The following is a 23,106-nucleotide window of genomic DNA, read 5'->3' as shown; positions in this document are numbered from 1 at the left end:
TAACAATTTGTATTTCGTCATCGTTTGATCTTCTTCATTTTATGGATTAACGTGTTACGGGAAATGCCCAGCAGATCCGCTGCTTTCGTCTGGTTTCCCTTGACGCGGAGCAGCGCGTCCTCGATCATCTTTTCCTCGACCTCTTCGAGCACGTCTTGCAGCTTGCCGGCCGGAGATTCCACTGGTTTCGTTTCAATGGAATCCGAAAGATTGGGAGGCAAATCTCCGATATGCAGATGGCCGGTCGTTTTCATAATATGCATCCGCTCCAGCACATTGAACAGTTCCCGTATGTTGCCTTGCCAAGGCAAAGTTTCAAGCATTTTTTTGAGCTCATCGGAGGCAGTCACCGATTTGCCGTATTTCAAATTGAGATCCTTCAACTTTAGTTGGATAAGCACCTTGATGTCCTCTTTACGTTCGCGCAGCGGCGGCAAAACAATTTCCACCAGGTTCAAACGGTAGTATAAGTCCTCGCGAAACTTGCCGCTGCGTACGAAATCCTGAATATTCCGGTTCGTCGCGGCAATAATGCGTACATCCACCTGGCGCTCTTGATGACTTCCAAGCCGTATAATCCGCTTTTCTTCGATGACATGCAGCAGCTTTGCCTGGGTTGCAAGGGACATCTCGCCAATCTCATCTAGGAAAATGGTGCCCTGATTGGCTGCCTCGAATTTGCCGATGCGCGTATCGATCGCGCCTGTGAAAGCCCCTTTTTCATAGCCGAACAATTCGCTCTCCAACAGGTTCTCCGGAATCGCCGCACAATTGAGGGATATAAACGGGTGCTGATGGCGATGGCTCATCTGATGAACCCATTTAGCAAGCGCCGTTTTGCCGACTCCGCTCTCTCCGAGCAGCAAAATGCTGGCATCGGTTTGATTGACCCGCTCGAGCATCTCGCGAATTTGCTTCATTCTGTCGCTTACAAATGCCATAGTGCCCGTAAATTCTTCAGTGTCCGTTAGCGGCAGAACCGTCTGAATCTTTTCGGCCAACACTTTCAATTCAATCGGTTTGTTGAAATAGTCTGCAGCGCCGAGCTTCATCGCCATTACTGCATTTTCCACATTTCCGTATGCGGTCAGCATAAAAACGAGCAAATACGGATGCTTCTGTTTAATCGCCTGGAGCACATCCAGTCCGGTCATATCCGTGAGCATATAGTCCAAGATGACTGCTCCGTAGGTAAGCCGCTCTATCAGACCGATAGCCGTCTTGCCATCGTGGGCTGTGTCGACTTGATAGCCGCAGCGTTCCAATTTGATGGCAATATTCCGGCATAACTTCACTTCGTCGTCTACTACCAGAATTCTGTGTGTCATTCAGCTTCCTCCTACGCCCGTATTGGAAATTTACAAATGACTGTCGTCCCTGCGTGAAGCACGCTTTCGATCTGGATTTCTCCTCCGTGTTCTTGGATAATCTCACTCGCGATCGTCAGGCCGATGCCGGTGCCCTGCTCCTTAGTGGTGAAAAACGGATTAAACAGCCATTGCATATCACTTTGGGTAATGCCTTGTCCGGAATCTTCGATGCTTACTTCCAGGTACGGCTTTCTCACATTTATGTTAATCTTCAGAACGCCGCCGCCCGGCATCGCATCAAGACTGTTCAAAAACAGATTTAAAAACAGTTGAATCAGTTTATTCGATTTTCCGCGAGTCAGCGGCAATTCGGGTGCATAACTTTTGACAGCATGGACGTGCAGTTCGTTAAATTTAATCCGCAGCAAATGAAGCACCCGATCGACAAGCTGATCGATTTCGATCCAGGTTTCATCTTCATTTTTGGTTTTGGCAAAAGACAGAAATTGATTCACAATCCCGCTCATCCGAGCAATTTCCTCGTCGATATCGGCCACGAGCATCCGGATCAATTCGGGGTTTTGCAACTCTTCCGTCATCTCGTCCTTCAATAACTCCGCGCTGCTGGCCAGTACGGCAAGCGGGTTTTTCAACTCGTGTGCCACGCCCGCCGTAACTTGTCCCATTTGGGCGAGTTTTTCTCTTTGATTGACCTGCTCTTCCAGCAATTTTATCTGCGTAACATCCTGCAGGACAGCTAACATCCCGTTTTGGAATGGTGCCGTTACGATGCGAACGATAATTCGCTCGCCTCTTGCTCCAAGAATTGCCAACTCGGTTTCCCCATGGATCGACGGAATAGCTGAAAGTTCCGGTATGACCGAAATTTGCCGATTCGACGGATCCGTCCACCTAACTTGAAACAGCTGCGCAAATTTATCATTCGCATGCGTAACCACCCCTTCATGATTGATCGTAACCAACGCAAAAGGAATACCCTCAATCACATCTCGAAGAAAACGTTCCTTGAAATCCAGTTCCCGCGTGAGCGCCTTCATCGTGACGGTCAACTGGCTCAGTTCATCCTTCGTCTGTTCCCGTTCCTTGAATGAGGTTTCAATGGCATGATCCTGCTTGTATTTCATGGCAAATCGGGTCAAATGTATAATCGGATAAAGCAGTTGTCTCATTCCCAGAACAATAGTAAACAAGGTCAGTGCGAAAATCGACAAAAAACTAATGGTAAGCGCCTGGCCAAGCCTCTTGACGGGTTGAAAAGCGAGTTCCTTGGGAATGCCGAGCGCAAGTCCCCAGTTATCCCGAATTTGCTGAAAGGCGATGATGCTCTCCCGACCTTGATAGAAGCTGGTAACCAGGTCCGAATCGCCTACGGTCAATCGTTCACCGATAGGATCCTGACTGAAATCCTGTCCAAGAATGGATTCGTCTGAAGATGCGATAACTCTTCCATTCAGATCGAGCAAGTAACTGAACCCTTCGCGGCTCGCGCTCATCGTCCTAAGCATCTCAGATAAATAATCCCGGCTTAGCTCAGCTACGAGTGCACCGTGAAACACTCTGTCTTTATAGTAAACAGGAACGGCAATCGTCACCGCCATTTCCTGCCTGGAATTCGGAATCAACCCGGAGACCATATACGTATAGCTCCAACGCACATGCTCCAGACCCGGATAGGTAAAAGAAACCGATTGCATATCCGGAGAAAAAGGGGCTTCAAAGCGCAGCTTGGACTCGTTGTCAACATAATAAATGGAATGGATCATGGAGCTTTTGGCAATCGTCTGCCTTGCATTCTCGTACATCGTTTTTTCATCGGTTCGAAATGCGAGATTTTGGCCGGCTATGAGCTGAAGCTGGAGCACCACATCAGTAATTTCCGCATTCAAACGCTTCACGACCGCATCCGCTGCAATCAAATTGTCGCGGGAAATATGCTCCTCCATCGTATGCTGCGCGAAATTCACAATGAAACGGTATATAATGATTGTTGGTATGATCAAAACTAGCGAAAAGATCCATAAGTACTTCTGCGTTAGCCGGCTGGTAAAGGCTTGAAAGAAAAATGCCATCGTCTCTCACCCCTTTTTAGACAGACCCATCATATTCTAAGTATCATGACCCGTCAATGTGAAGTGTATTCTGTTTTCTCCAAACTTGGATCCCTCTGGAATCGTATGCGTCTCTGACCTTTTGCTTTCCGCAAGCAAAAGTCCCCCCGATACCACATCGTTCTGTGACCCAAAAAGCTCCGGAGCCTCCCCGACCCACGCAACCGCAGTTACTGTGTAGTGTTAAAATCACGTTCTGACATTAATCTTACAATAACCTCTTCTATGAAGATAAAGAATACGGTTCGAGTTTTTTCAAAGGCTAACAGACTTGCGTTTTGAGTAGATCTTGTTAAGTAAAAAATATTATCAACTTCAAAAGTTAAAGAGTTATCATACTCTTCCAAAATTAGCATGATTTCTGCCCCACAAGATTTGGCCGAATTAAATAGGTTTTCAAATGAAGTAAATTTACCAGTTACTGAAAAAACGATCAAAAGAGTTTCTTTATCAACCAAATTTTGAGCATATGTTTGACTTTGGGTCGCAAATATATTTTTTTTCGTTAAGGGAGCAAGCTTATATGAAAAATATTCCACACAGAAAAATGATGGACCTAAACCGAATAGAACGATTTTATTGTATTTCTTAAATATTTTCAAAAAATTATCAATCAAAACAGGATTAAAGTTCTCTATAAAGTTTTTTAATCTTTCAAGCTCATTTGATTTTTTTTTGTCTTCTGAAACGATTTTCTGACCTCCAAAATACTGCTTATACTGTTTAAAACTTTCAAACCCTAATTTTCTAACAAGTTTTGATATTTGGGATGGAGATACCTGACAAAAATGAGCTGCATCCAATATTTTAAGATTGTTGTTTTGTACAATAGCCTCTGTAATTTTGTTATGGACTGAAAGCTCTAGCTGACTTAATTTGTTTACATTTATATTTAACATATTTCCTCTTTTCTACATATTCCGATTAGTTTGATCATAGATCCTGTTCATTTTATATCATTCATTTTATGTTAGTAGCCACGATTGTCAAGATGAGTTGACGGGTATTCATTATTTTCAGCAGTTTCTTTACCCAAGCATTAGTTTTAAAGAAATTTTCTATTCTTAAACCGTTTAAATTATATAAAAAGAAAATTTTCCTTGATTTTAGATTTTGATGTGATATTATGAGTATGAAATTGAGATGTTGAGAAAGTATATGAGCATAAAAATATAGGTTTGAGAAAGTGGGTGTAAGCTTGAAAAATCATATCAAAGATTTCTCGTTGGATTTTTTTAGCCTTAAAGGAAAAATTGCAATCATCACTGGAGGAAATTCCGGGTTGGGACAAGGCTTTGCACTGGCACTTGCGAAAGCAGGGGCGGACATCTTTGCAGTCAGCATAGCTGATGACAATGATGAAACAAGAAAATTGATTGAAGCAGAAGGTGTGAAGTATCACCTTATGATTGCGGACATTACGAAAGATGGTATCTGTAACAAAGTCGCGGAAGAATGTATCAGAATTTACGGCAAAATAGATATTCTCATGAATAACGCTGGTATTTGTATAAACGAACCGGATGTAACCAAGTTTACAAGAGTTCAATGGGATCGAATGATCTCCCTCAATTTAACCGCTTGTTTTGAATTATCTCACGAGGTAGCTAAATTTATGATTCCACAAAATAGTGGAAAAATCATTAATACGTGTTCTTTGTTTTCTTACCTTGGAGGGCAATGGTCACCTGCATACGCAGCAAGCAAGCACGGTTTAGCCGGTTTTACTAAAGCTTATTGTGATGAATTAGCGCAATTTAATATTCAAGTTAACGGCATTGCACCTGGGTATTTTGCTACTGAAATTACAACCTCGACACGAGCAAACCCAGTAGCTAATCAACGTATTTTAGACCATATTCCTGCAAATAGATGGGGTCATATTTTAGATCTAATGGGTACCGTAGTATTTCTAGCTTCAGATGCTTCCAATTATGTTAATGGCACCTTGGTTAATGTTGATGGCGGATACTTAGTAAGATAAGAGATAATAATTCATATTAAGGGGAAATGGATACCATGAATAAAGAACAATTATTAACCGAATTGAAGTCTATTATTCCAGTGGAACAAATCAATACAGATTCTGAAGCACTTTTTGATGCAGCGGCAGATCGTTATAAAAAGTATGCAAAAGCCAAAAAAGCCCTTGATGTTCCCATTCCATTGGCCATTGTATATCCGTACTCAGCAGAAGAAGTGAAGTCACTTCTAATGTACTGTAATGATAATAATATCAATGTTATTCCTAGAAGCGGTAAAACAGCTACAGAAGGCGGTCTTGAGAACTGGAAAGAAGCCACGTTGGTGATCGACGGATCGAAAATGAACAAAATTCTCAAAATTGACCCATATAATATGCAAGCAACTGTGCAAGCTGGTGTGATCCTGCAATCATTAGAGGATGAATTGCGTAAAATTGGTTACACGACAGGTCACTCTCCACAGTCCAAACCGGTTGCACAATATGGTGGATTATTGGCAACTAGAAGTATTGGACAATTTTCTACTTTGTACGGCGCCATTGAAGACATGGTTATTGGGTTGGAATGCGTATTTCCTAACGGACACATTTCCAGAATAAAAAATGTTCCAAGAAGAGCTGGCGGACCCGATATTCGGCATATTGCCATTGGTAACGAAGGAACTCTGTGCTATATAACAGAAGTTACAGTTAAAATCTTTAAATACTACCCTGACAATCATGTTTTCCACGGTTATCTTATTAAAGATGTTGATACAGGTATTAAAATTTTAAGGGAAGTAATTGTGAACGGTTTCAAACCCTCGGTTGCACGTGTGTATTCCGAAGAAGATGCAAGACAACATTTTTCACATTTCTATAAAGACAAATGTGTTTTAATTTTTATGTCAGAAGGACCGCTAAGTATTGTTAAAGCAACTGTAGAAGGAATTGAAGCAGCAGTTTCTAAATTCCAAGATGGCATCGTCGAAAAAGTAGAAGACCACTATATTGAGAAATGGTTTAATCACTTGAATTGGACACAACAATCTATTGATAATGAATTCCAGAGAATGGTTGACTTTGGCAAACATGATGGATTTACAACAGAGGTATCTGCAGATTGGGAAAACATTATTAAGATTTATCACAATGTAATGAATAGGGTTAGGGAAGAATTTGACAGAATAGAAGATATAACAATGCTTGGTGGACACTCCTCCCATAGCTATATGAATGGAACAAATATGTATTTTGTATATAACTACAACATTAATTGCGCACCGGAAGATGAGATGCGAATTTATCATCATCCAATCCATGCTATTATTATCGAAGAAACATTAAAACTTGGTGGTTCCATGTGTCATCACCATGGTATTGGGAAGTACCGCACCGAATGGACTAAAGAAGAGCACGGTTCTGCCTATTATATGTTGCAAAAATTAAAAGAAGCTTTTGATCCTAATGGCATCATGAATTTTGGTACCATCTTCCCTCAAGAAGAAGGAATGAAATATATAAAGGGACGAAACTGAGGTGATTTTGTGAGCAAGTATGTAATGGGTATTGATAATGGCTCACAAAGTACGAAAGTAGCTATATATGATTTAGATGGAAATGAAGTTGCTTTCGGTTCAAATAAGTTAAGGGAAACGTTATCACCTGAACCAGGTGTAGTTATACATCCTGATGATGATTTATGGGACAGTGTGTACGGAGGTATTAAAAACTGTCTGGCTAACTTTAAAGGCGATCCTGCACATATTGCCGGAATTGGTTTATGTACAATTAGATGTTGTCGTGTTTTGTTAAAAGAAAATGGCCATCCAGCTTATCCAGTGATAAGCTGGATGGACGCAAGACTTAATAAACCTTATGAACATACGGATGAACAAGTCAAGTATGTTACGACAACTTCTGGCTATCTTGGCTTTAGACTGACAGGTGAATTTAAGGATACAGCTTCTAACTATGAGGTTCACTGGCCATTAAACCGCGAAACGTTAGAGTGGTCCAATGATGATGAAGTCATGAAAGCAAACGGCTTGAAAAGAGAGATGTTATTTGATCTCGTTAAGCCGGGAGATAAGTTGGGAACGTTACGCCCAGAATTGGCTCGTGAATTCGGTTTAAATAAAGGTATACCAGTAGTAGCGACAGCAAATGATAAAGCTGTAGAGGTCTTGGGCTCCGGAATTAAGGACGAGGGATCCATTATGATATCTCTGGGAACATTTATTTCCTCTATGCTGTTTAGAAATGAATATTATGAAAATGCTCGTAATTTCTTCCCTACACTCGCATGTATTCCATTTAAATATGTTTATGAATCAAATGGAATACGACGCGGTATGTGGACAGTTAGTTGGTTTAAGAAACTAATTGGTGAAGAACTTGTTACTCATGCAGAAAAGCTGGATATATCGGAAGAGGAATATTTGAATTTGAAAGCACAAGATGTTCCTGTGGGTAGCGAAGGACTGATCACCATTTTAGACTGGTTGTCTTCTTCATCTTTCCCTTATAGAAAGGGAATTATGATAGGTTTCGATCAGCGCCATACAAAATACCACATATACCGCTCTATATTAGAAGCGATTTCATTCAATATTAAAAATAATATTGATGAGATGTTAGAGGAAATCGACGTGGAGTTATATGAATTAGTTGTAATAGGTGGGGGCTCTAAAAGTGATTTGCTTATGCAAATCATTGCTGATCTCTTTGGATTGCCAGTGCATAGACGTGAAGGCAGTAGCAGTGCGTGTCTAGGAGCAGCTATATGCGCATGCCACTATTTGGAGGTCTACAAAGATTTTTATGAGGCTGCGAATAAAATGGTTAAAACTGAACGAACTTTTCTGCCAAGCCAAAAGAATCACGAATTCTACAATCAAATTAACAATAATATCGTTAAAAATATAAGAGCGCATACAGATGAGATTTTAAAGCAAACTTATCCAATCTTTCACTAAAGGGTGTTAACCTATGGAAGCAAGTGGTTATAAAAGGTATTTTCAGTTTTTGCTAATCGTTCTAGCGGCAGGATCCATATATCCTCTTATCTATTTAAAAACAAATTATCAAGAAACGATTTTGGAAGTTTACGGAATAACTCTTGCGGATTTGAATGGTATCTTCTCTGTTTTGGGTATCGCTTTTCTGTTGGGGTATTTTCCAAGCGGTTGGCTAGCTGATCGATTCTCCTCAAAAAAGCTTATATTCATTTCACTATTGGTTTGTGGACTTAATGGAATTTGGTTCGCTCAAGTTCCGAGTTATCCAATCGTTTTAATTATATTTGCCATTTGGGGTTTTTTCTCCGTATTCACCTTTTGGGCAGCCCATTTAAAACTTGTTAAGCTAATTGCCAAGAAAGAAGAAGAAGGAAGATTTTTCGGTGCTTTAGATGGCGGTCGTGGTGTAGTAGAAGCTATATTAGCTAGTATTGCAATATTTATATTTACTAGCACATTGGGAGGCAGCACAGAATATTTTCATAAAAAAGAAGCCCTGCAATTTGTTATTTACATGTATTCCGTTGTGCTGATACTGGTTTCAATCCTTTTTATAGTCTTTATTAAAGAAGATAGCTCTTCTTCTAATGAAGCAGAATCTTCATCCAAAGTAGAAACCAATACTAAAGTTAATGCTAAACTTTTCAAAAAAATATTTAGCAATAAGTTTGTATGGCTGCTAGGTGGCATCATTTCAATGTCATACATTGTGACATGGTCTGTTTATTATCTAGGTGGTTTTTTACAAACGAATATAAAAATTGATGCAGCAACTGTAGGTAAAGTGACAGTTCTAATGCTTTGGATGCGACCGATTGGTGGATTTATTGGCGGTTATTTAGGAGATAAATTCGGAAAGAGTAGTATCTTAATATTAGCCTTAGGGCTGTCCACAACTTCTTTATTAGCTTTAGTACTCTTGCCAATTACTTTGCCTCATCTTTACTTTAATTTCCTGGTCATATTATCCGGATTGATGATCTATACCATTAGAGGACTCTACTGGTCGTTACTTGGCGATTGCCAAATAGATAAAGAGATTCTCGGTCTTGCAATCGGAGTTATCTCCTTTATAGGATATTTGCCGGATATTGTAATACCAATCGCGAATATTTATTTCTTTAAAACATACGGAGCCAACGGCGGTTATAATGCGTTTTTTAGTTTTTGTGCATTGGCAAGTGTAGTTGCTATTTTAATAACTATATTATTTAGAGTATCCGTAAAGAAAAACAGTGAACGAGTAATCGAAACAACAGAATCAAGTATTGCAAACTGAACTAACGTCAATCAATTGTAAGCGCTCGCGAATTTGCCGGTGAAGAAATCACCGTTCAATGACGTGAGCGTTTGTGCATCAGATTACTATACTCGATTCTCGATCTACTTACCTGGGTGATAGATAAGTACGATTCTTTCTTCGAGCAACATAACCAGCTCAATTGAGAACATTCTCCTGTATTGGAAGATGAGTAACTTTTGATGAAATTATGTCCCATGTTCATGGAATAACCCTTACAGCTACTAACAAATCATATTCAAAGAGATCAAGAACCATTTTCATTCAATATTTTGCATTAATTTCCAACGATGTGATTGTACCACACTCAAAAGTTACCCTTCTTGAATTCTTTAACACAGGGGAAACAAGAGCCCTGAACTTCTCTCTTTGCCATATTGTATTTAAACGTTCAAATTTATTATAACTTTTTTTCCACATTGCAACTTTATCTAAAAAAATAAATAAAAAACAACAACAACAAAAAAAAAATGTGATATTCCATAATTAATTAGAAAACGGAGCCCGCAAATCCGCGTGCTCCGTTTCCATTGTTTCTTAATTCACTAGAATTCGATGACCGTCGCGGCGGAAATGTACTGCATAAATATACATGCGATTTTTCCATCCATCATTATCATTAACTATCTCGAATCCCCCAGCGCAAGAAGATTTTCGCATCGCTTTAACATCCTGCAGAGGAGGCAGACCAAAAGCCTTCGGTATTCCCGATTGAATTGCGACGGACTTTCATAGCCTAATGTCAATGGGCAGTCGTTGCACCCACGGGACCGCTAAACATCATTCGCCTGGCTTCCTGAAGTCGAAGATACTCATGTCCAGGATTTTGCGAGTTCCTCAACGGTAAAAAAACGTGCGTAATTTTCTTTGATCCATTGGATCGCCTTACCGACTCGGAGTTTTTCGATATGCATTAAGAGCTCATCACTTAACCAGTTGTTCTGTTTGTCCTTATGCACCTATTCCTACCTGGAAGATTAAAAAACTTCCTTTTATACTCATCGGCACAGCAATGTGCTTTCTGTTACTTGGGACTAATCACTTTTATCTGTTTTCTTTCTTCTGCCGATAAAGGCTGAATGTAGGAGTAGTTTCCCTTCGGAGCTGCACCTTTAATTGAACCCTGCTTAAAACCGCTTGCTCCGCCTGGTGCAGCAACACGCAATCCAAAAGTATTCATGACAGTCGCGATAGGAGTACTAGTACTTATAGATCCATCACTGGTACCAGCAAAATTAAGGGCAGCCGCAAAATGATCGCTTTTACGCAACCATACTCCCCCTGAATCTCCAGACCGGTCGATATTTGTCCCTGAAATAGTAATCTGATTATCAAATTGCAAAGTGGCATTTTCTACATTTCCTATGTCGTAGCCTGAGATTTTGGCGCTCACACCAATGGCTTGAATGATGCCTGTTACAAAGCCTGTTGTGCGCCCTGATTTAACAAGTGTTGCTCCGAGCTGGGGGCTAAGTAAATGACCTGGAACTACTATTAGGTTGGGATGATTGCGAACTCCGCCAATCAGATATCGTGGATTGAGTAGGTTATCGGAAACAGGTTTGGCTATAGCTGCATCCATAAAGTTGACTTGATTTAGTCTTAACGGCACAAACAAAAAAGGTCGACCAATAAAATCGCCTGGTTTGAACTGACCATTCTCAAAAGGGGCGGGCTGATATAGCCCTACAGAAAATTTGTTTGCACGAACAAGGACATGATTGTTACTGAGAATATACGGTTTACCGTTTCTGGTCACAACAATTAGTCCTGCTGTACCAACAGAACCATGTTTAGGAGCTGCTAAATAACCAATACTGACTCCGGCTGGTACCGGACGTATCCTTTGTCGGAAAATAATTTGACTTCTTTGAGAAACCTTTTTCTTCGCTCCCGCCGGGTTCCGATTTATCTTTCTAACGAGCTTTAGCTTTCTTTTCATTGTTGATGCTGCCCCTGTTCTGAATTGGCCTGATGCAATGATACGAACCGGGATGCTTGTCCCCATTATTTTCGTTACCATTTGTTTAACTTCCGTAGCCGCGATGTTTTTTCGAGTGTAAATGATGATGGCAGCACCGCAATCCGGTCTCTCCGGATTCGCGTATCCGATACCCACCCCTACAATTTCCGGACGGCTTAATAATTTCATGGAAATCTTGTTCTTTTGCAAAAAGGCCTGATACATAGTAGCCAAGAGGCATTCCTCCAATATTGTGGAATGCTACAGCATATGAAAATCATTTAATTCCGGGAATATCACTTGCCCATTGATTGTCCAAAATAGGAAACCTTTTCATTATTGGACCTTCTATTTTGATAAAAATGGGGTAGGCAAATGTCATCATTGCCTATTCAAAGTTCCTCAGCTCCATTACTTTTACGATAAAAAGGCAAACGATCAATGTTGTCGTTGTTGTATTTTTACTCATTTTTTTATATCAATATATATTTCTAAAGAATTCTGCAACAAATCGTCTAAGGAATTAGAATTATGGATCCATTCTAAAGATTTCTGGAATTTGACAACAAAAAAAAAAAAAAAAAAAAAAATGTGATGTTTCATAATAAATTATAAAACGGAGCCCGCAAACCCGCGGCGCTCCGTTTATTTTGTTTCATAATAAAATAAATTTGTCCATTCCTTTATCCCGTAAGACCCAGTGTTTCAAAATTATTTATAGTAAAAAATTCCACATATACATTTATGCAGCAATATGCATTTCCAATTAGCTGTTACTAACAGTAGCGGCAGCCATGACTGAAATGAATACTCGTGGCTGCTGCTAGTTTTTCAATTTCATTTAATTTAACAAACAAGCAGCTGATTATTAAGCCGGCTGCCGCGGTGTTCATATTGAGCTAACGTTCCCGTGGAACCGGCAGCCCGATGATCGGCTGCCACGCCATTCGAGTGCCCTAATTATTATCCTTGAGTGGGGGCATCCTCGTCCTCAAATTCATGGTACTCATCCCAATCACATTCATCCCCGTCTTCAAAGCCAACGCTTTCAAGGTAAAGATTGAAGTAATGCTCGAAATCCGAATAAATCGGCTATGATGTCTTTACACCTTTATCTTCCCAAAGTTTCACCCTAATTTCGTCTAGTAATTCCAGTATGGTTTCGAATGCGATATCACGATAAGGTTGCTTCGAATGACATGCCTCATACAATTTATTTGCATATGACTTAAATGAGTCGCCATTAATGATAGTCATAATTACGGATTGAATCAGCGTCTTCTTGATATACCTCGGCTGATAATATCTCATGAAGTAATGAACATTTTCAGAGAGCACAAGATAAGGATTAGCCTCTAACTTGTCAATTCTATAGCGATTTACTTGCCCCCCTCTGCGTACATTTTTGATGAGTTTTTTTCTTCAAGTGAGGTAATAGCCAATTTTACCGTGGATTCACTAATACCCAAATTACATGCAATAGTTTCTTGAGAAGGAAAGGCTTCTACGTTCTCACCTATATGAGATAGGATATCTAGTAACACGCCTCGTTCATTCATGCTTAAGCCATAGCACTTTCTAAGCATATGAGGATACGGAATGTAATACTTGTTATGATGGAACGTTGAATGAAAACTGTGCCAATTCTAATTCAACGATAGCTCTATCAGTCTTTCTTGGATATTTTTCGCCATGCGAATACTCCCTATCAATTTTGGATTTGTTTAATACGAGTGGGCAGTTAGCCAAACCGCCCTCTTCTATGTAAACTGCTCGTCAACAGAGTTCTTTCTTCGAAGTAACAATCGCTTTAATAGTCAGTTCAGTTGCGGACAATATCAAAATTCTTTAACTTAGCCGCCCTACTATAAATAGTCGTGCTATCCATTCTAGAAGGTGCGGCTTCTGACCTTTTCACCGTCCCTATCGGGACAGGGTATTATGCAGTTGCGGTAAATTTCAAAAAAACGGGGGAAAACGAAGATAACAAAAAACAGATCAATCATGGTGGTAACTGACCATAATCGACCTGTCTCATGTAACGGCTTAGCTTTATTTAGGGTATAAAAGTAAAACGTAAGATGTGCGTACAAGGCTATGAAGATTTTATTTTAACGGTATAACACGGGTTAAGTAATTTCATTGAGTCATAAAGGATTCACTCGGCACTGGGTGGGGTCTATCGGACAGCCGCCGCTCATACTCTCTGAGCGGTTATTTGTATTGTTAGCGATACAGCGGCGGACAAAAAGAAACCACCTTACGATGGTTAAGTCGTAAGGTGAATCTTAATTCAGTACCTAATTTGAAACCCAAACTTCCTCAAATGAAAATCCTCTAAGCTGACTTGTTTGCACTGCTTCTCTAAAATCATCAGAAACAAAAATGGCTTGAGTGGGAATATCTACAATTTTAAAGATATGTTGATGGTTCACAATTTCGGGTATAAATTCATATTTCTCAAACCTCATTATTCTTCCACTTCTATATCTTTTTATTATAGAAGCATCGTAGTCTATACAATTTAATACGCTAAGTACATTTATGATAAAGTATTCCTCTCTATCGAAATCTGTTGGGAGAATTTCCACAGAATCATTAATCAATGGTTGTAATTGTTGAACAGCATTTGCACTCAACACTGGTGCACTTCCTAGAAAAGAGGGAGCATCACTCCTTGCTGCTTCTTCATATAGCTCAAGTTTAATTGGTTTCCATTCATGAAGCAAAGGTTTCCCCTCAAACTTCTCTATTAATTCTGTCCAATCCCCTTCAACTATTCTAAATCCTTCATAATTATTACTATCGTATCCAAGTTTCCAGACTCTCACTGTGTTATCCCTCCATAATTAATTTATCGGAAATGTCCCATTAGTTAATTGATCTCTAATATCATCGAGAATATCAATAACATCATCTTGAGACTTTGCACCAGATAATAAGCTATTAACGTTATCGTAGTAAACATTTGTATGGATCCGTCTATGGTTTGATTCAACAAAACCATCACTGGTTGGCAAAAATACTCCATTATATGCCGAGTCAATATCAACATTATATTTATTTAATATATCTTGGGCTATCTTTGCCCTCCCATCAATTGCCGCTACGATATGATGGGCTGCATTAGAATAAGTTGGCTCTGAATACCCTGCACCTTTCAAGTTACTTCTTAATAATGCCGAGTTGCTACTCGTTAAAATATATGCAGAGTTGTCTATTATAGGTTGTTGAATGACACTAGAATTAGCTTCTTCTTGTGCCTGTTGCTGAAAAATAATCATTTCTTGTTCATCTAACTTCCATTGTTCTGTTTGAAGATCTGGTGAAATTAAACTCTTGATGTCGTAATAAGGATCTCCATAACTATATGGATCATATGATGCGGAAATCGCCCCGTAACTTAATGGATTTCTAGGATTAGTAAGCGATTTAGAAGTACACGAACAATGTCCTGTTGGATCAGTTTTCGTTAACGGATTATTCTCGACATACGTATACAGGTTCAAACTCAGCGGATTATCTATCTGCCCCTCATACGTATCCTCATTAATAAAACGACCTACACTTGGATCATACCATCTTGCTTTCAAATATTGTAGTCCTGTTGAACTATCATAAAATTCTCCACTATAACGGAACGGCTGTTGTACAGTTTCTTGTGCAATAATAGGGTTACCCCATATATCGTAGCTATAGGAGTTTAACGTAGTTCCATTACTATCAGTGAGACCAATAACATCTCCATGACCATTGAATTGATAAAATTGTTTATTCCCGTTAGTATCAATTCGTGCATTTAAGCCGTTACCATATTCATATCTTGCCTTTAAAGTAGCTGCACCATTGGAGGACACCGTTCCTTCTGCAATCAAATTCCCACCATCGTAGTAATAGCGAGTGGTTACTCCATTTTCTGTTCGCTCGTAAAGGATGCCGTCACCATTATACAGGTAAGTCACATCTCCCCCATTTTCAGGTATCACTTGCGTAAGGCGATTACGCTCGTCATACGTGTAGCTTGCCGTGTTAAGGTTCAGCGCAGCGTCGCTTTGCAGTGTAGCGCGATTTCCGCTAACGTCATACGTATAATTCTCATTGAATTGACTGGATGTAGAGATACGGTTTAACGGATCATACGTGAAAGAATATGTCTCCCTCTATGGAGAATCAATTAGCTCTTAAATACTCTTGTTTGCTTAGATTTCGAACGTTTTTCTTCCGTGAAAGACAATCAACACATGGAACAAAGTTGTGGAAAATGTAAAATATGGGGTGAGAAAAGCGCAAAAACACATCCACCCAGACCACTCGTTTTAAAAAGTGGAGATTCTGGAAATATATGATCGCACCTTTGGATCTCCACATGGCTCATGGCGGTCAACCCTCCCATGTCTCACAGAGTCTTCGCTCCCACATTCCTTCATTCAACCTGTCCATGAGGTGGAGGTCGGATATGCTGCCCGACAGGATCTTCGTCCGTATGTTAGTTCTGTTCCGACTCATCCGTGCTTCAATTGTCTGTCCCTTTTAATATTTCGATTTCTATGAAAACAATGAATCTAAGCTACTAACGACACTGCCGTGAATCGGGGGATATCCTGCAACATCTTTTCTTCACTAAACCGATGCCCCTTTTTTAGGACACCAAAGAGAACTCGAGTCAGCTTATTGCATAGCGCAATGAGAGACTGCATCTTTTTCAAGGGATTATCTGGCCGTTTGGTGTAGTACTGATGCAAGGCCTTAAATGCTCGGTTCTTTGCCACCAGTGGCATGATGACGCGAAATAGTAGCGCTCGTAGCCGCTTACGACCGCGTTTGGTGATCTTTGTCTGTCCCTTGTGTTTACCGGACGTATTTTCTTTTAAGTTCAAGCCCGCTAGCTTTATGATTTGATTAGGATGCCGGTAACGCTCAATGTCGCCAACTTCAGCCAGGAATCCAGCTATGCTATCCCGACCAATACCTTTAATGGCCATTATTTGCTTTACATGAGGGATTTGCTCCAAGAGCTCATCTAACTTCTCTTCGAGCTCTTCAAACTTACTTTTAAGCAACTCGTACTGTGTTAACAGCAGCTTAAGTTCGAGCTTTGCTAATTCTGTACCTTCTCGGATGCCAATAGAACGGCTTGCAGCTGCTTTCAAACACCTCATACGTTCCATGCCGAGACCTCGCTTAGCCACCTCTCTGAGATGCCTTAACAGAGCTTCCTCTGAATGAGCAACCAGCTCATGTGGCAACAAACAAAGGCTAAGCATTTGGCGTGCTGACTTGCATTCCCAATCTTTAAACACCGTGAGGAACTCTGGAAAGTACCGATCCAACCAATTATGAACCCGGCCTTGCACCACTCGCAGGTCAGTCGACAGATGATCGCGAATTTTCATCGCTTCCCTTAGTTCGGCATATTTGCCGTGGAGAAGATTAGGTATGGCGTATCTCCCATCTTTGACAAGCTGTGCGATGACTTTGGCATCTTTGACGTCGTTCTTGGTCGGTGAATTGTCATCTAATTCTTTGCTTTTCTTCACGTGCAGCGGATTAACTACGCCACATAATACTTGTTGTTCTCCCAGGTAATACGCGAGGTTCAGCCAGTAATGACCGGTGGGTTCCATGCCAACAAGGGCGTCCTTGAACCCTTGCTCCGTCGCAATCTTCCGGAACCATCTAACAAACAATTCAAAGCCTTCTCGGTTATTCTCAAATGTAATAGGCTTCCCGAGCTCGACTCCGCGATAGTCTTGCGCCCTTGCCACATGTTTGAATTTTGCGATGTCGACTCCTACAATTAAGGTAGAAGAAGTGATTTGATTAATGCGTTCATTTTGAGTAGAATTCATCTTGTAGTCTCCTTGGTTTTGTTTTTGGATCCGGTAGCTGGCGAGCATCTGGGACCTAAGAACATCATACCAAGGAGTCTTTTAATTTCTCAAACCTCGTATTTCCTCATAATAGGAATGCTGCCCGTTAGCTTAACGCTAATGCTAACGCTCAATTTATTATTTTGTTCTTCAGTCTCTAATCGTTTATTTTCAATTCAACAGTACCCCCTCCGCTGTTCGCTTGGGATTTTCGTGGTTAGTGGGGTTTCTGGCTTAAGTTTTTATTGTAAACTGCTCTTATTGTAGGGACTTTCTTGTCGCTAGCACGGTTTGTAGGGATTTTCATGTCGTAAAAAAAACGACAAGAAAATCCCTACAAGTACAAAAAACCTTGATTTAACAAGGTTTCATTGTAGGTACTTTCATGTCGTTAGACTCTTTTTCGATTATCAAAATAATAAGTTGTTCTACAATGGAAAAAGAATACATACCAGGGCTGCTTTTTCCTTTTGGCGATTTGAATACTTAACTAACTCTTCTTTCGTAAATAGTTCTGGTCACATTTCCACCACTTTAAACACTTCTTAGGCTTCTCGATACCAACAGCTGAGATGTCAAAACCTGCGTTCAAGAAAATCTCCATCGGTGTCTCACCTTGTTCATATGCCTTCACCGCTTCCAACATTCAAATTGAGTTCCAACCGTCTTCTTTGGTTTTCAGTGAACAGTCTGTTTGCCCCTCTTACTTTTCCCATAAGCCTCTCCGCATTCTTATAAAACTTGATTAAAACCCAAATGACCCGTAAGAGGGTCACTTTCTTCAAAGTGTTTATCATACGGGTCACAGTTCCCTTTTTTATGCCTAAAAATCCTTGCGTATCAAGGCTCAGGATTTTGAAAAAATGCTCATTTAAGTATGAAATGTATTTTTTTGTTGAATACTATACAATTAAGTTGATATTGTGATCAAAAAAGAAGGAGCATTGAATGAAATATTTCTGGACCAATACAATTTGGTATATAATTTTAGGAATTGCCTCTATTATAGAACTAACTTTTGGTGTAATTAACAACAAAAGAAAAAAGCTTTTATTGGGTTTGTTTATTAGCATTGTGGGAGTAACTGTTATGTGTGAAATTATTATCATGGCTGACTTTAAGTCTTATTCGTACTACCCAAAGATTTTACCAGAATCATGGCAACATTTTAAGCTTCCTCATGCTGAATATTATTGGCACAATGAATCGATTATTGGAAATTATTTTTCACAGGTGTCTGTATCAGCAACAGCTATTTTGCTAGCAACTCGTAATCTAAAGTTTTATTGGTATGTAATCAGTATCACTCTATACTGCCTAGTAGAAGAGTTGTTTTTATATTTAGGTATTTATAGTCATAATTGGTACCGGACATGGATGACATTTGTTGGTCTTATAATTCTTTTTGGTGTAACAAAATTAATATATATGAAAAGCCTAAAAGGAAACGGTCGGGTTTTGAATTTTATTTATATTTTGTTTGGATTATTGGGTATAAATTGGTTCACATCACCTGGTTGGTTCATGTATTTGTTTGGAGTTCAGACGTTAACATCCAATTTGTTTTCGACCCCTTCTGCCAATGCAGCTTCTATGTATGCCGGTTTAACATTTTTACAGGGAAGTATTGCAATGACCACATATTTTTTAAAGCCTAAGTGGTGGTGGTATATTATTGTATCAGGTTTTCTCTTCTTGCAACATTATCTTTTATATATATTTAATTTTAACGTCTTCAAGTATTGGTGGGGGTTTGGTGTTTTTTCTACTACATGGATTTTGGGAACATGGTTGCAAATCTATATTTTGGATAAACTATATGATGGCACCAACAAAAAGAGTTTCAGTTATGCAAAATGGAACAGGTAGCAAATCCCCTTATTAGTAGGTTTGTACCAGCATGTTTCGTATGCACAGACGCGGCAAATCCATCTCTTGGGCCATGGAACGGACGGAGATTCTAGTCGCTGCAGCAAAGTGAAGCCCTTTCAAAGAAGCAGCTTTCCAAGTCACTTAGTTCCAATGGAAATGCTCATCAAATTACTTCTTCAATACCAGGAGCATCTGGCCGCGCTCGAACAATCGGTAGAGGCCCTGGCCGAAGAATTAATGGAATATGAATTAATCCAATGCATTGCTTAACATTTGCCCCTTGAGGTGTTTTTACAGTTTCTCAACACGAATCGAACTGATCATGTCATTGCAATTGTTATCGACAAGGCTGGAATCATCATTCGAGAATACCCATGAAGTACATCCCCCCTCCCCCCAAAAGCCCTTAAATTGATGGGATTTAACGATTACTTGCAGAAGGTCACCTCGGCCACTCTTACCCCGTAACTGCGACCATAGGGGTAGCCTGTTGCCAATAGCCCGAACGCCCCGGTATCCACATCCTGTTCAAAATTCAATTCCTCTCCATTATCAAGCCAACGGACGGATTCGACTTGTTGGGTTATGCCAGCGAACCATTTCATTTTGTTCTTGCCTGACGCATGCCCATTGCCGACGATGTGCAGATCATGGATGAACAAGTAAGACTTCCCGTTCGCCTCAAGTGCGAAATCGGCACCGTAGCTCGAGATCGGCGATGGCATTCCTTCGTAAACGGCGCGTCCATTGATGTCCATCCATCTCCCGAGCACTCGCAGGATTTCCTGCTGGATCGGTGGCACTTCCCCGCCTCCGTCTGGACCGACGTTCAGCAGGTAGTTCGCTCCGACTTTTCGGCAGGCGAGAAGCGTCTCGATCAGCTCCTTGGTCGATTTATAGGACAGATCGTCCTCCCCAAAGCCCCAGTGATCGTTGATCGTATAGCACATTTCAGCCGATACATACTTGGGCATGTCCGATCGGTTCATGGAAGAGGGGCGGCCATGCTCAAAGGTAACGCTGTCGATTTCGGGATGCTCGAGTGCCCCGCGGTTTTGCAAGCTAGTATTATTGATGATCATTGCATCGGGTTGATACCTTCGGATCATGCCGTAAAGCTCATCCAACTTCCAATCTGCGGTGGGCTTCGCCCAATTGCCGTCGAACCAAAAGCCACCAATTTCACCGTAGCGTGTGCAGAGCAGCTCGACCGAACGGCGCAGATATTCCAGATAGGCGTCAAAATCGTGTTTGAATGAGTCCTCGTACCAATCAATCGTAGTATGATAAAGCATCGGAATGATCCCTTCCATGCGGCACCCTTCCACGAATTCGGCAACCAGGTCGCGTCTTGCCGGACTATGCATCACGTCATATTCGTTCAGCCCCCGAGTATCGTACAGCGAGAAGCCCTCATGATGGCGCGCCGTAAGCGTGACATATTTCATGCCGGCGCTTTTCGCCAATCGCGCGATTTCACGTCCGTCAAACTTTTCCGCTGTAAATTTGTCCATCAGCTTCATATATTTCGATTTATCGATGCCTTGATGGTACTGTACCCATTCCCCTTGCCCGAGCTGTGAATATAGTCCGTAATGGACGAACATCCCGAATGCTAGCCTTTCGAACCGCGCTATCCTCGGTAGCGGCTGTGAAATCGTCATACCTAATCATCTCCTAAATTGGTTTGTCTGAGTGCGCTCACTCTGCCGTGTTGTCCAAGAGTGACAGAGGTGGGGGCTCCCCCACCTCCTACTCGGTACTCTGTTACTGGTATCCAAATGAGACAAATACCAAATAAAGTGCCGGTTTTTCAAAATCTTGATTGTATGCTGTCCGGCTGCAGGCCATGTTTTCGTATATACCTTTTGATCTGTGAATCTGGTACTGCTTAAAGTCTCCACATTAGCGTCTAATACCCCATCTTATAACTTGGAACACCCTCTATGGAATTCCAGCAAATCGCACATTGAAAATAGATCAGGGACTAAGTCATACCTAATGATTCAGGTAATTCGCTGCAGTCAGCGGCAATGAATAAAGCTTTATATCTTTTCTACACGGATTGAGCTGAACATGTCGTTGCAACCGTTATCTACCAGACTTGAATCGTCAGCCGTGAATATCCATGAGGAGCCCGTAAAATTATCATCGGCGTACCCGGTTACTCGATATCCAAAAGGAACCTTTAAGGAAGATACCGAGTCGTTGCCAATACCCAGCGCTGTAAGTTGAGCCATTGTATAAGTGCCTTCCGGTAGCTCCACTGCAGAACCCGAATAGCTGGTATTGGCATATACGGTTGGCGGAATCTGCTCAGCTTTGATTGCGAAAATTCCCCACTTACCGGTGTAATCCGTTTGCCTTTCAGCAACATTAATTGTACCTGCAATTACTCTTATGGAGTTTCGATTCTCAATAAAGTTAGCATAATTCACGCTATCCGCGTTCGAAATGTACGGAATTCCAAGTGTGTACAGCGTTGACCAGGAAGATCCCATGTCGGTCGTTTTCCTGTTATCAATATTAGTTCCATTAATATATAGTACCTCAAAATCATCGGAACCTGACTTCACCATATCTTTAAAATTAGTGGTTCCCGTAGTTACAGTTGAAAAACTCCATGCACCACTTACGAACTTGCCTAGTTCAATTTTCTTGGTACCATTATCATAAGTTCTTCCAAAGCCTATAACCACCGTCCCATCGTCAGCGATGCTAGGTTGCGAAACGCTAATTGGAAATTTGTTGCTGGAAATCGGCGTAGCTGTAACAACTTTACAACTGTCCATATCAGCAGCATTCACAACATTTCCTACACTACTACCGGCGACGTTATGCATTGTTGCTGTCTCAGTATCCAAATAAGCTAGATATAAGTCCTTGCTTGCCTTATTGTGACCCTCCGGGCCGCCGGAAAGCTGCCATGAAATATAAATTTTTCCATCCTTTAGATACACTCCATGGGCGTACACCTCGTTATACTTATCACTAGTTTTTCCGCTATCGATCACAAGACTTGGTATAGACCAAGTAGTGCCGTTATCTGACGATTTAATATATCGATAGGTTCGATATGGATAACTCACATCGTCATTCCGTGAATAAAACAAGTAGATGTCGTTACCGGAGACAACAGGCATCGGATAGGCGTTCAGGTCGTTGCTGACCACCGTACGAGTCCAAGTCCCGGATAAAGAATGGGTATTCGGCGCTTTAATCATATAGGCTGCTGTTGTATGGTCAAAAATAAATAGAGCCAACTTCCCATCAGGCAACAAAACCATCGTGGGGTAGTCATGGTAAGCCCACGTTGAGGAATCGTTCCAATCATATACTTTGATAGCACTTTCCCAGACATTTGTTAAATGGTTATATGCTTTAACGTATACATCCATTTCCGGACCGCTATAGGTAATAAATGTTTTGTTTGCAACGCTGTCATAGAGACCGGCGCCAAAAGTTTTTACGTTATGGTAGGACCCATTACTTGCGATATTGCTTACTGATTCCGCTGAAGCGATCGAGACGAAGGAAACACTCATAACGATCGCAAGCAAGAAGGAAAAGATTGTTTTTTTCAAATTTTTCCTGTTCAACTTTACTCACTCCATTTCATTCTTGTTTTAATGGCAAGAAACTGAGCGATAAGACAATACCTCTTTAATAAAGTGCCTTC

15 protein-coding genes are annotated in these 23,106 nt (G+C 40.8%); 5 read left to right on the top strand and 10 right to left on the bottom strand.

The window, feature by feature from the left end; all coding sequences use genetic code 11:
- Positions 1-17: 17 nt before the first annotated feature.
- The 3 genes from J2X61_RS20825 to J2X61_RS20815 form a co-directional block, all read right to left on the bottom strand.
- A complete protein-coding gene (locus J2X61_RS20825; RefSeq protein ID WP_310190197.1) occupies positions 18-1,328 on the bottom strand; it encodes a sigma-54-dependent transcriptional regulator in 1,311 nt (436 codons plus the stop codon).
- A gap of 11 nt (positions 1,329-1,339) precedes the next feature.
- A complete protein-coding gene (locus J2X61_RS20820; RefSeq protein WP_274465759.1) occupies positions 1,340-3,400 on the bottom strand; it encodes a PAS domain-containing sensor histidine kinase in 2,061 nt (686 codons plus the stop codon).
- A 209-nt stretch (positions 3,401-3,609) separates the two neighbouring features.
- Positions 3,610-4,338 (bottom strand): MurR/RpiR family transcriptional regulator, encoded by a 729-nt coding sequence (locus tag J2X61_RS20815; protein ID WP_310190195.1) that lies wholly within the window; start codon positions 4,336-4,338, stop codon positions 3,610-3,612.
- 299 nt (positions 4,339-4,637) lie between these two features.
- Between J2X61_RS20815 and J2X61_RS20810 the strand changes: the two genes are divergently transcribed.
- Genes J2X61_RS20810 through J2X61_RS20795 form a run of 4 tightly spaced genes read left to right on the top strand, consistent with a single transcriptional unit; the run spans position 4,638 to position 9,701 of the window.
- The gene (locus J2X61_RS20810) at positions 4,638-5,423 is read left to right on the top strand and encodes an SDR family NAD(P)-dependent oxidoreductase (RefSeq protein ID WP_274465761.1); all 786 of its coding nucleotides are present in this window, start codon (positions 4,638-4,640) and stop codon (positions 5,421-5,423) included.
- A gap of 35 nt (positions 5,424-5,458) precedes the next feature.
- Positions 5,459-6,940 carry an FAD-binding oxidoreductase gene (locus tag J2X61_RS20805; protein WP_274465762.1) on the top strand — a complete coding sequence of 494 codons (1,482 nt, stop codon included), beginning with the start codon at positions 5,459-5,461 and terminating at the stop codon, positions 6,938-6,940.
- A gap of 9 nt (positions 6,941-6,949) precedes the next feature.
- Positions 6,950-8,380: an FGGY-family carbohydrate kinase gene (locus tag J2X61_RS20800; RefSeq protein WP_274465763.1), complete on the top strand. Its 1,431-nt coding sequence runs from the start codon at positions 6,950-6,952 to the stop codon at positions 8,378-8,380.
- A 13-nt stretch (positions 8,381-8,393) separates the two neighbouring features.
- On the top strand, positions 8,394-9,701 hold the full coding sequence (locus tag J2X61_RS20795; protein ID WP_310190192.1) for an MFS transporter: 1,308 nt from the start codon (positions 8,394-8,396) through the stop codon (positions 9,699-9,701).
- Positions 9,702-10,746: 1,045 nt separating this feature from the next.
- Here J2X61_RS20795 and J2X61_RS20790 read toward each other — a convergent pair.
- The 5 genes from J2X61_RS20790 to J2X61_RS20775 all read right to left on the bottom strand — a co-directional run bounded on the left by J2X61_RS20790 (position 10,747) and on the right by J2X61_RS20775 (position 17,534).
- Positions 10,747-11,919 (bottom strand): chymotrypsin family serine protease, encoded by a 1,173-nt coding sequence (locus tag J2X61_RS20790; protein WP_310190190.1) that lies wholly within the window; start codon positions 11,917-11,919, stop codon positions 10,747-10,749.
- A 1,145-nt stretch (positions 11,920-13,064) separates the two neighbouring features.
- Entirely contained in the window at positions 13,065-13,244 is a 180-nt protein-coding gene (locus tag J2X61_RS36410; RefSeq protein ID WP_396135474.1) for a helix-turn-helix domain-containing protein, read from the bottom strand.
- 741 nt (positions 13,245-13,985) lie between these two features.
- The gene (locus tag J2X61_RS20785; RefSeq protein WP_310190188.1) at positions 13,986-14,516 is read right to left on the bottom strand and encodes an imm11 family protein; all 531 of its coding nucleotides are present in this window, start codon (positions 14,514-14,516) and stop codon (positions 13,986-13,988) included.
- Between the two features lie 18 nt (positions 14,517-14,534).
- Entirely contained in the window at positions 14,535-15,647 is a 1,113-nt protein-coding gene (locus J2X61_RS20780; RefSeq protein ID WP_310190186.1) for an RHS repeat-associated core domain-containing protein, read from the bottom strand.
- Positions 15,648-16,247: 600 nt separating this feature from the next.
- Positions 16,248-17,534 carry an IS110 family RNA-guided transposase gene (locus J2X61_RS20775; RefSeq protein WP_310190184.1) on the bottom strand — a complete coding sequence of 429 codons (1,287 nt, stop codon included), beginning with the start codon at positions 17,532-17,534 and terminating at the stop codon, positions 16,248-16,250.
- Positions 17,535-18,503: 969 nt separating this feature from the next.
- On the opposite strand from J2X61_RS20775, the gene J2X61_RS20770 reads away from it, so the two are divergent.
- Positions 18,504-19,424, top strand: coding sequence for a hypothetical protein (locus J2X61_RS20770; protein ID WP_310190182.1), 921 nt, complete (start codon positions 18,504-18,506; stop codon positions 19,422-19,424).
- A gap of 431 nt (positions 19,425-19,855) precedes the next feature.
- On the opposite strand, the gene J2X61_RS20765 is transcribed toward J2X61_RS20770, so the two are convergent.
- Both J2X61_RS20765 and J2X61_RS20760 read right to left on the bottom strand, forming a co-directional pair.
- Positions 19,856-21,091: an alpha-L-fucosidase gene (locus J2X61_RS20765; RefSeq protein ID WP_310190180.1), complete on the bottom strand. Its 1,236-nt coding sequence runs from the start codon at positions 21,089-21,091 to the stop codon at positions 19,856-19,858.
- Positions 21,092-21,472: 381 nt separating this feature from the next.
- Positions 21,473-23,011 (bottom strand): BNR-4 repeat-containing protein, encoded by a 1,539-nt coding sequence (locus J2X61_RS20760; protein WP_310190178.1) that lies wholly within the window; start codon positions 23,009-23,011, stop codon positions 21,473-21,475.
- Between the last annotated feature and the right edge of the window lie 95 nt (positions 23,012-23,106).

Source organism: Bacillus sp. 3255, assembly GCF_031456485.1.
Taxonomy (GTDB): domain Bacteria; phylum Bacillota; class Bacilli; order Paenibacillales; family NBRC-103111; genus Paenibacillus_E.
This window is presented reverse-complemented; position numbering and strand designations above follow the sequence as displayed.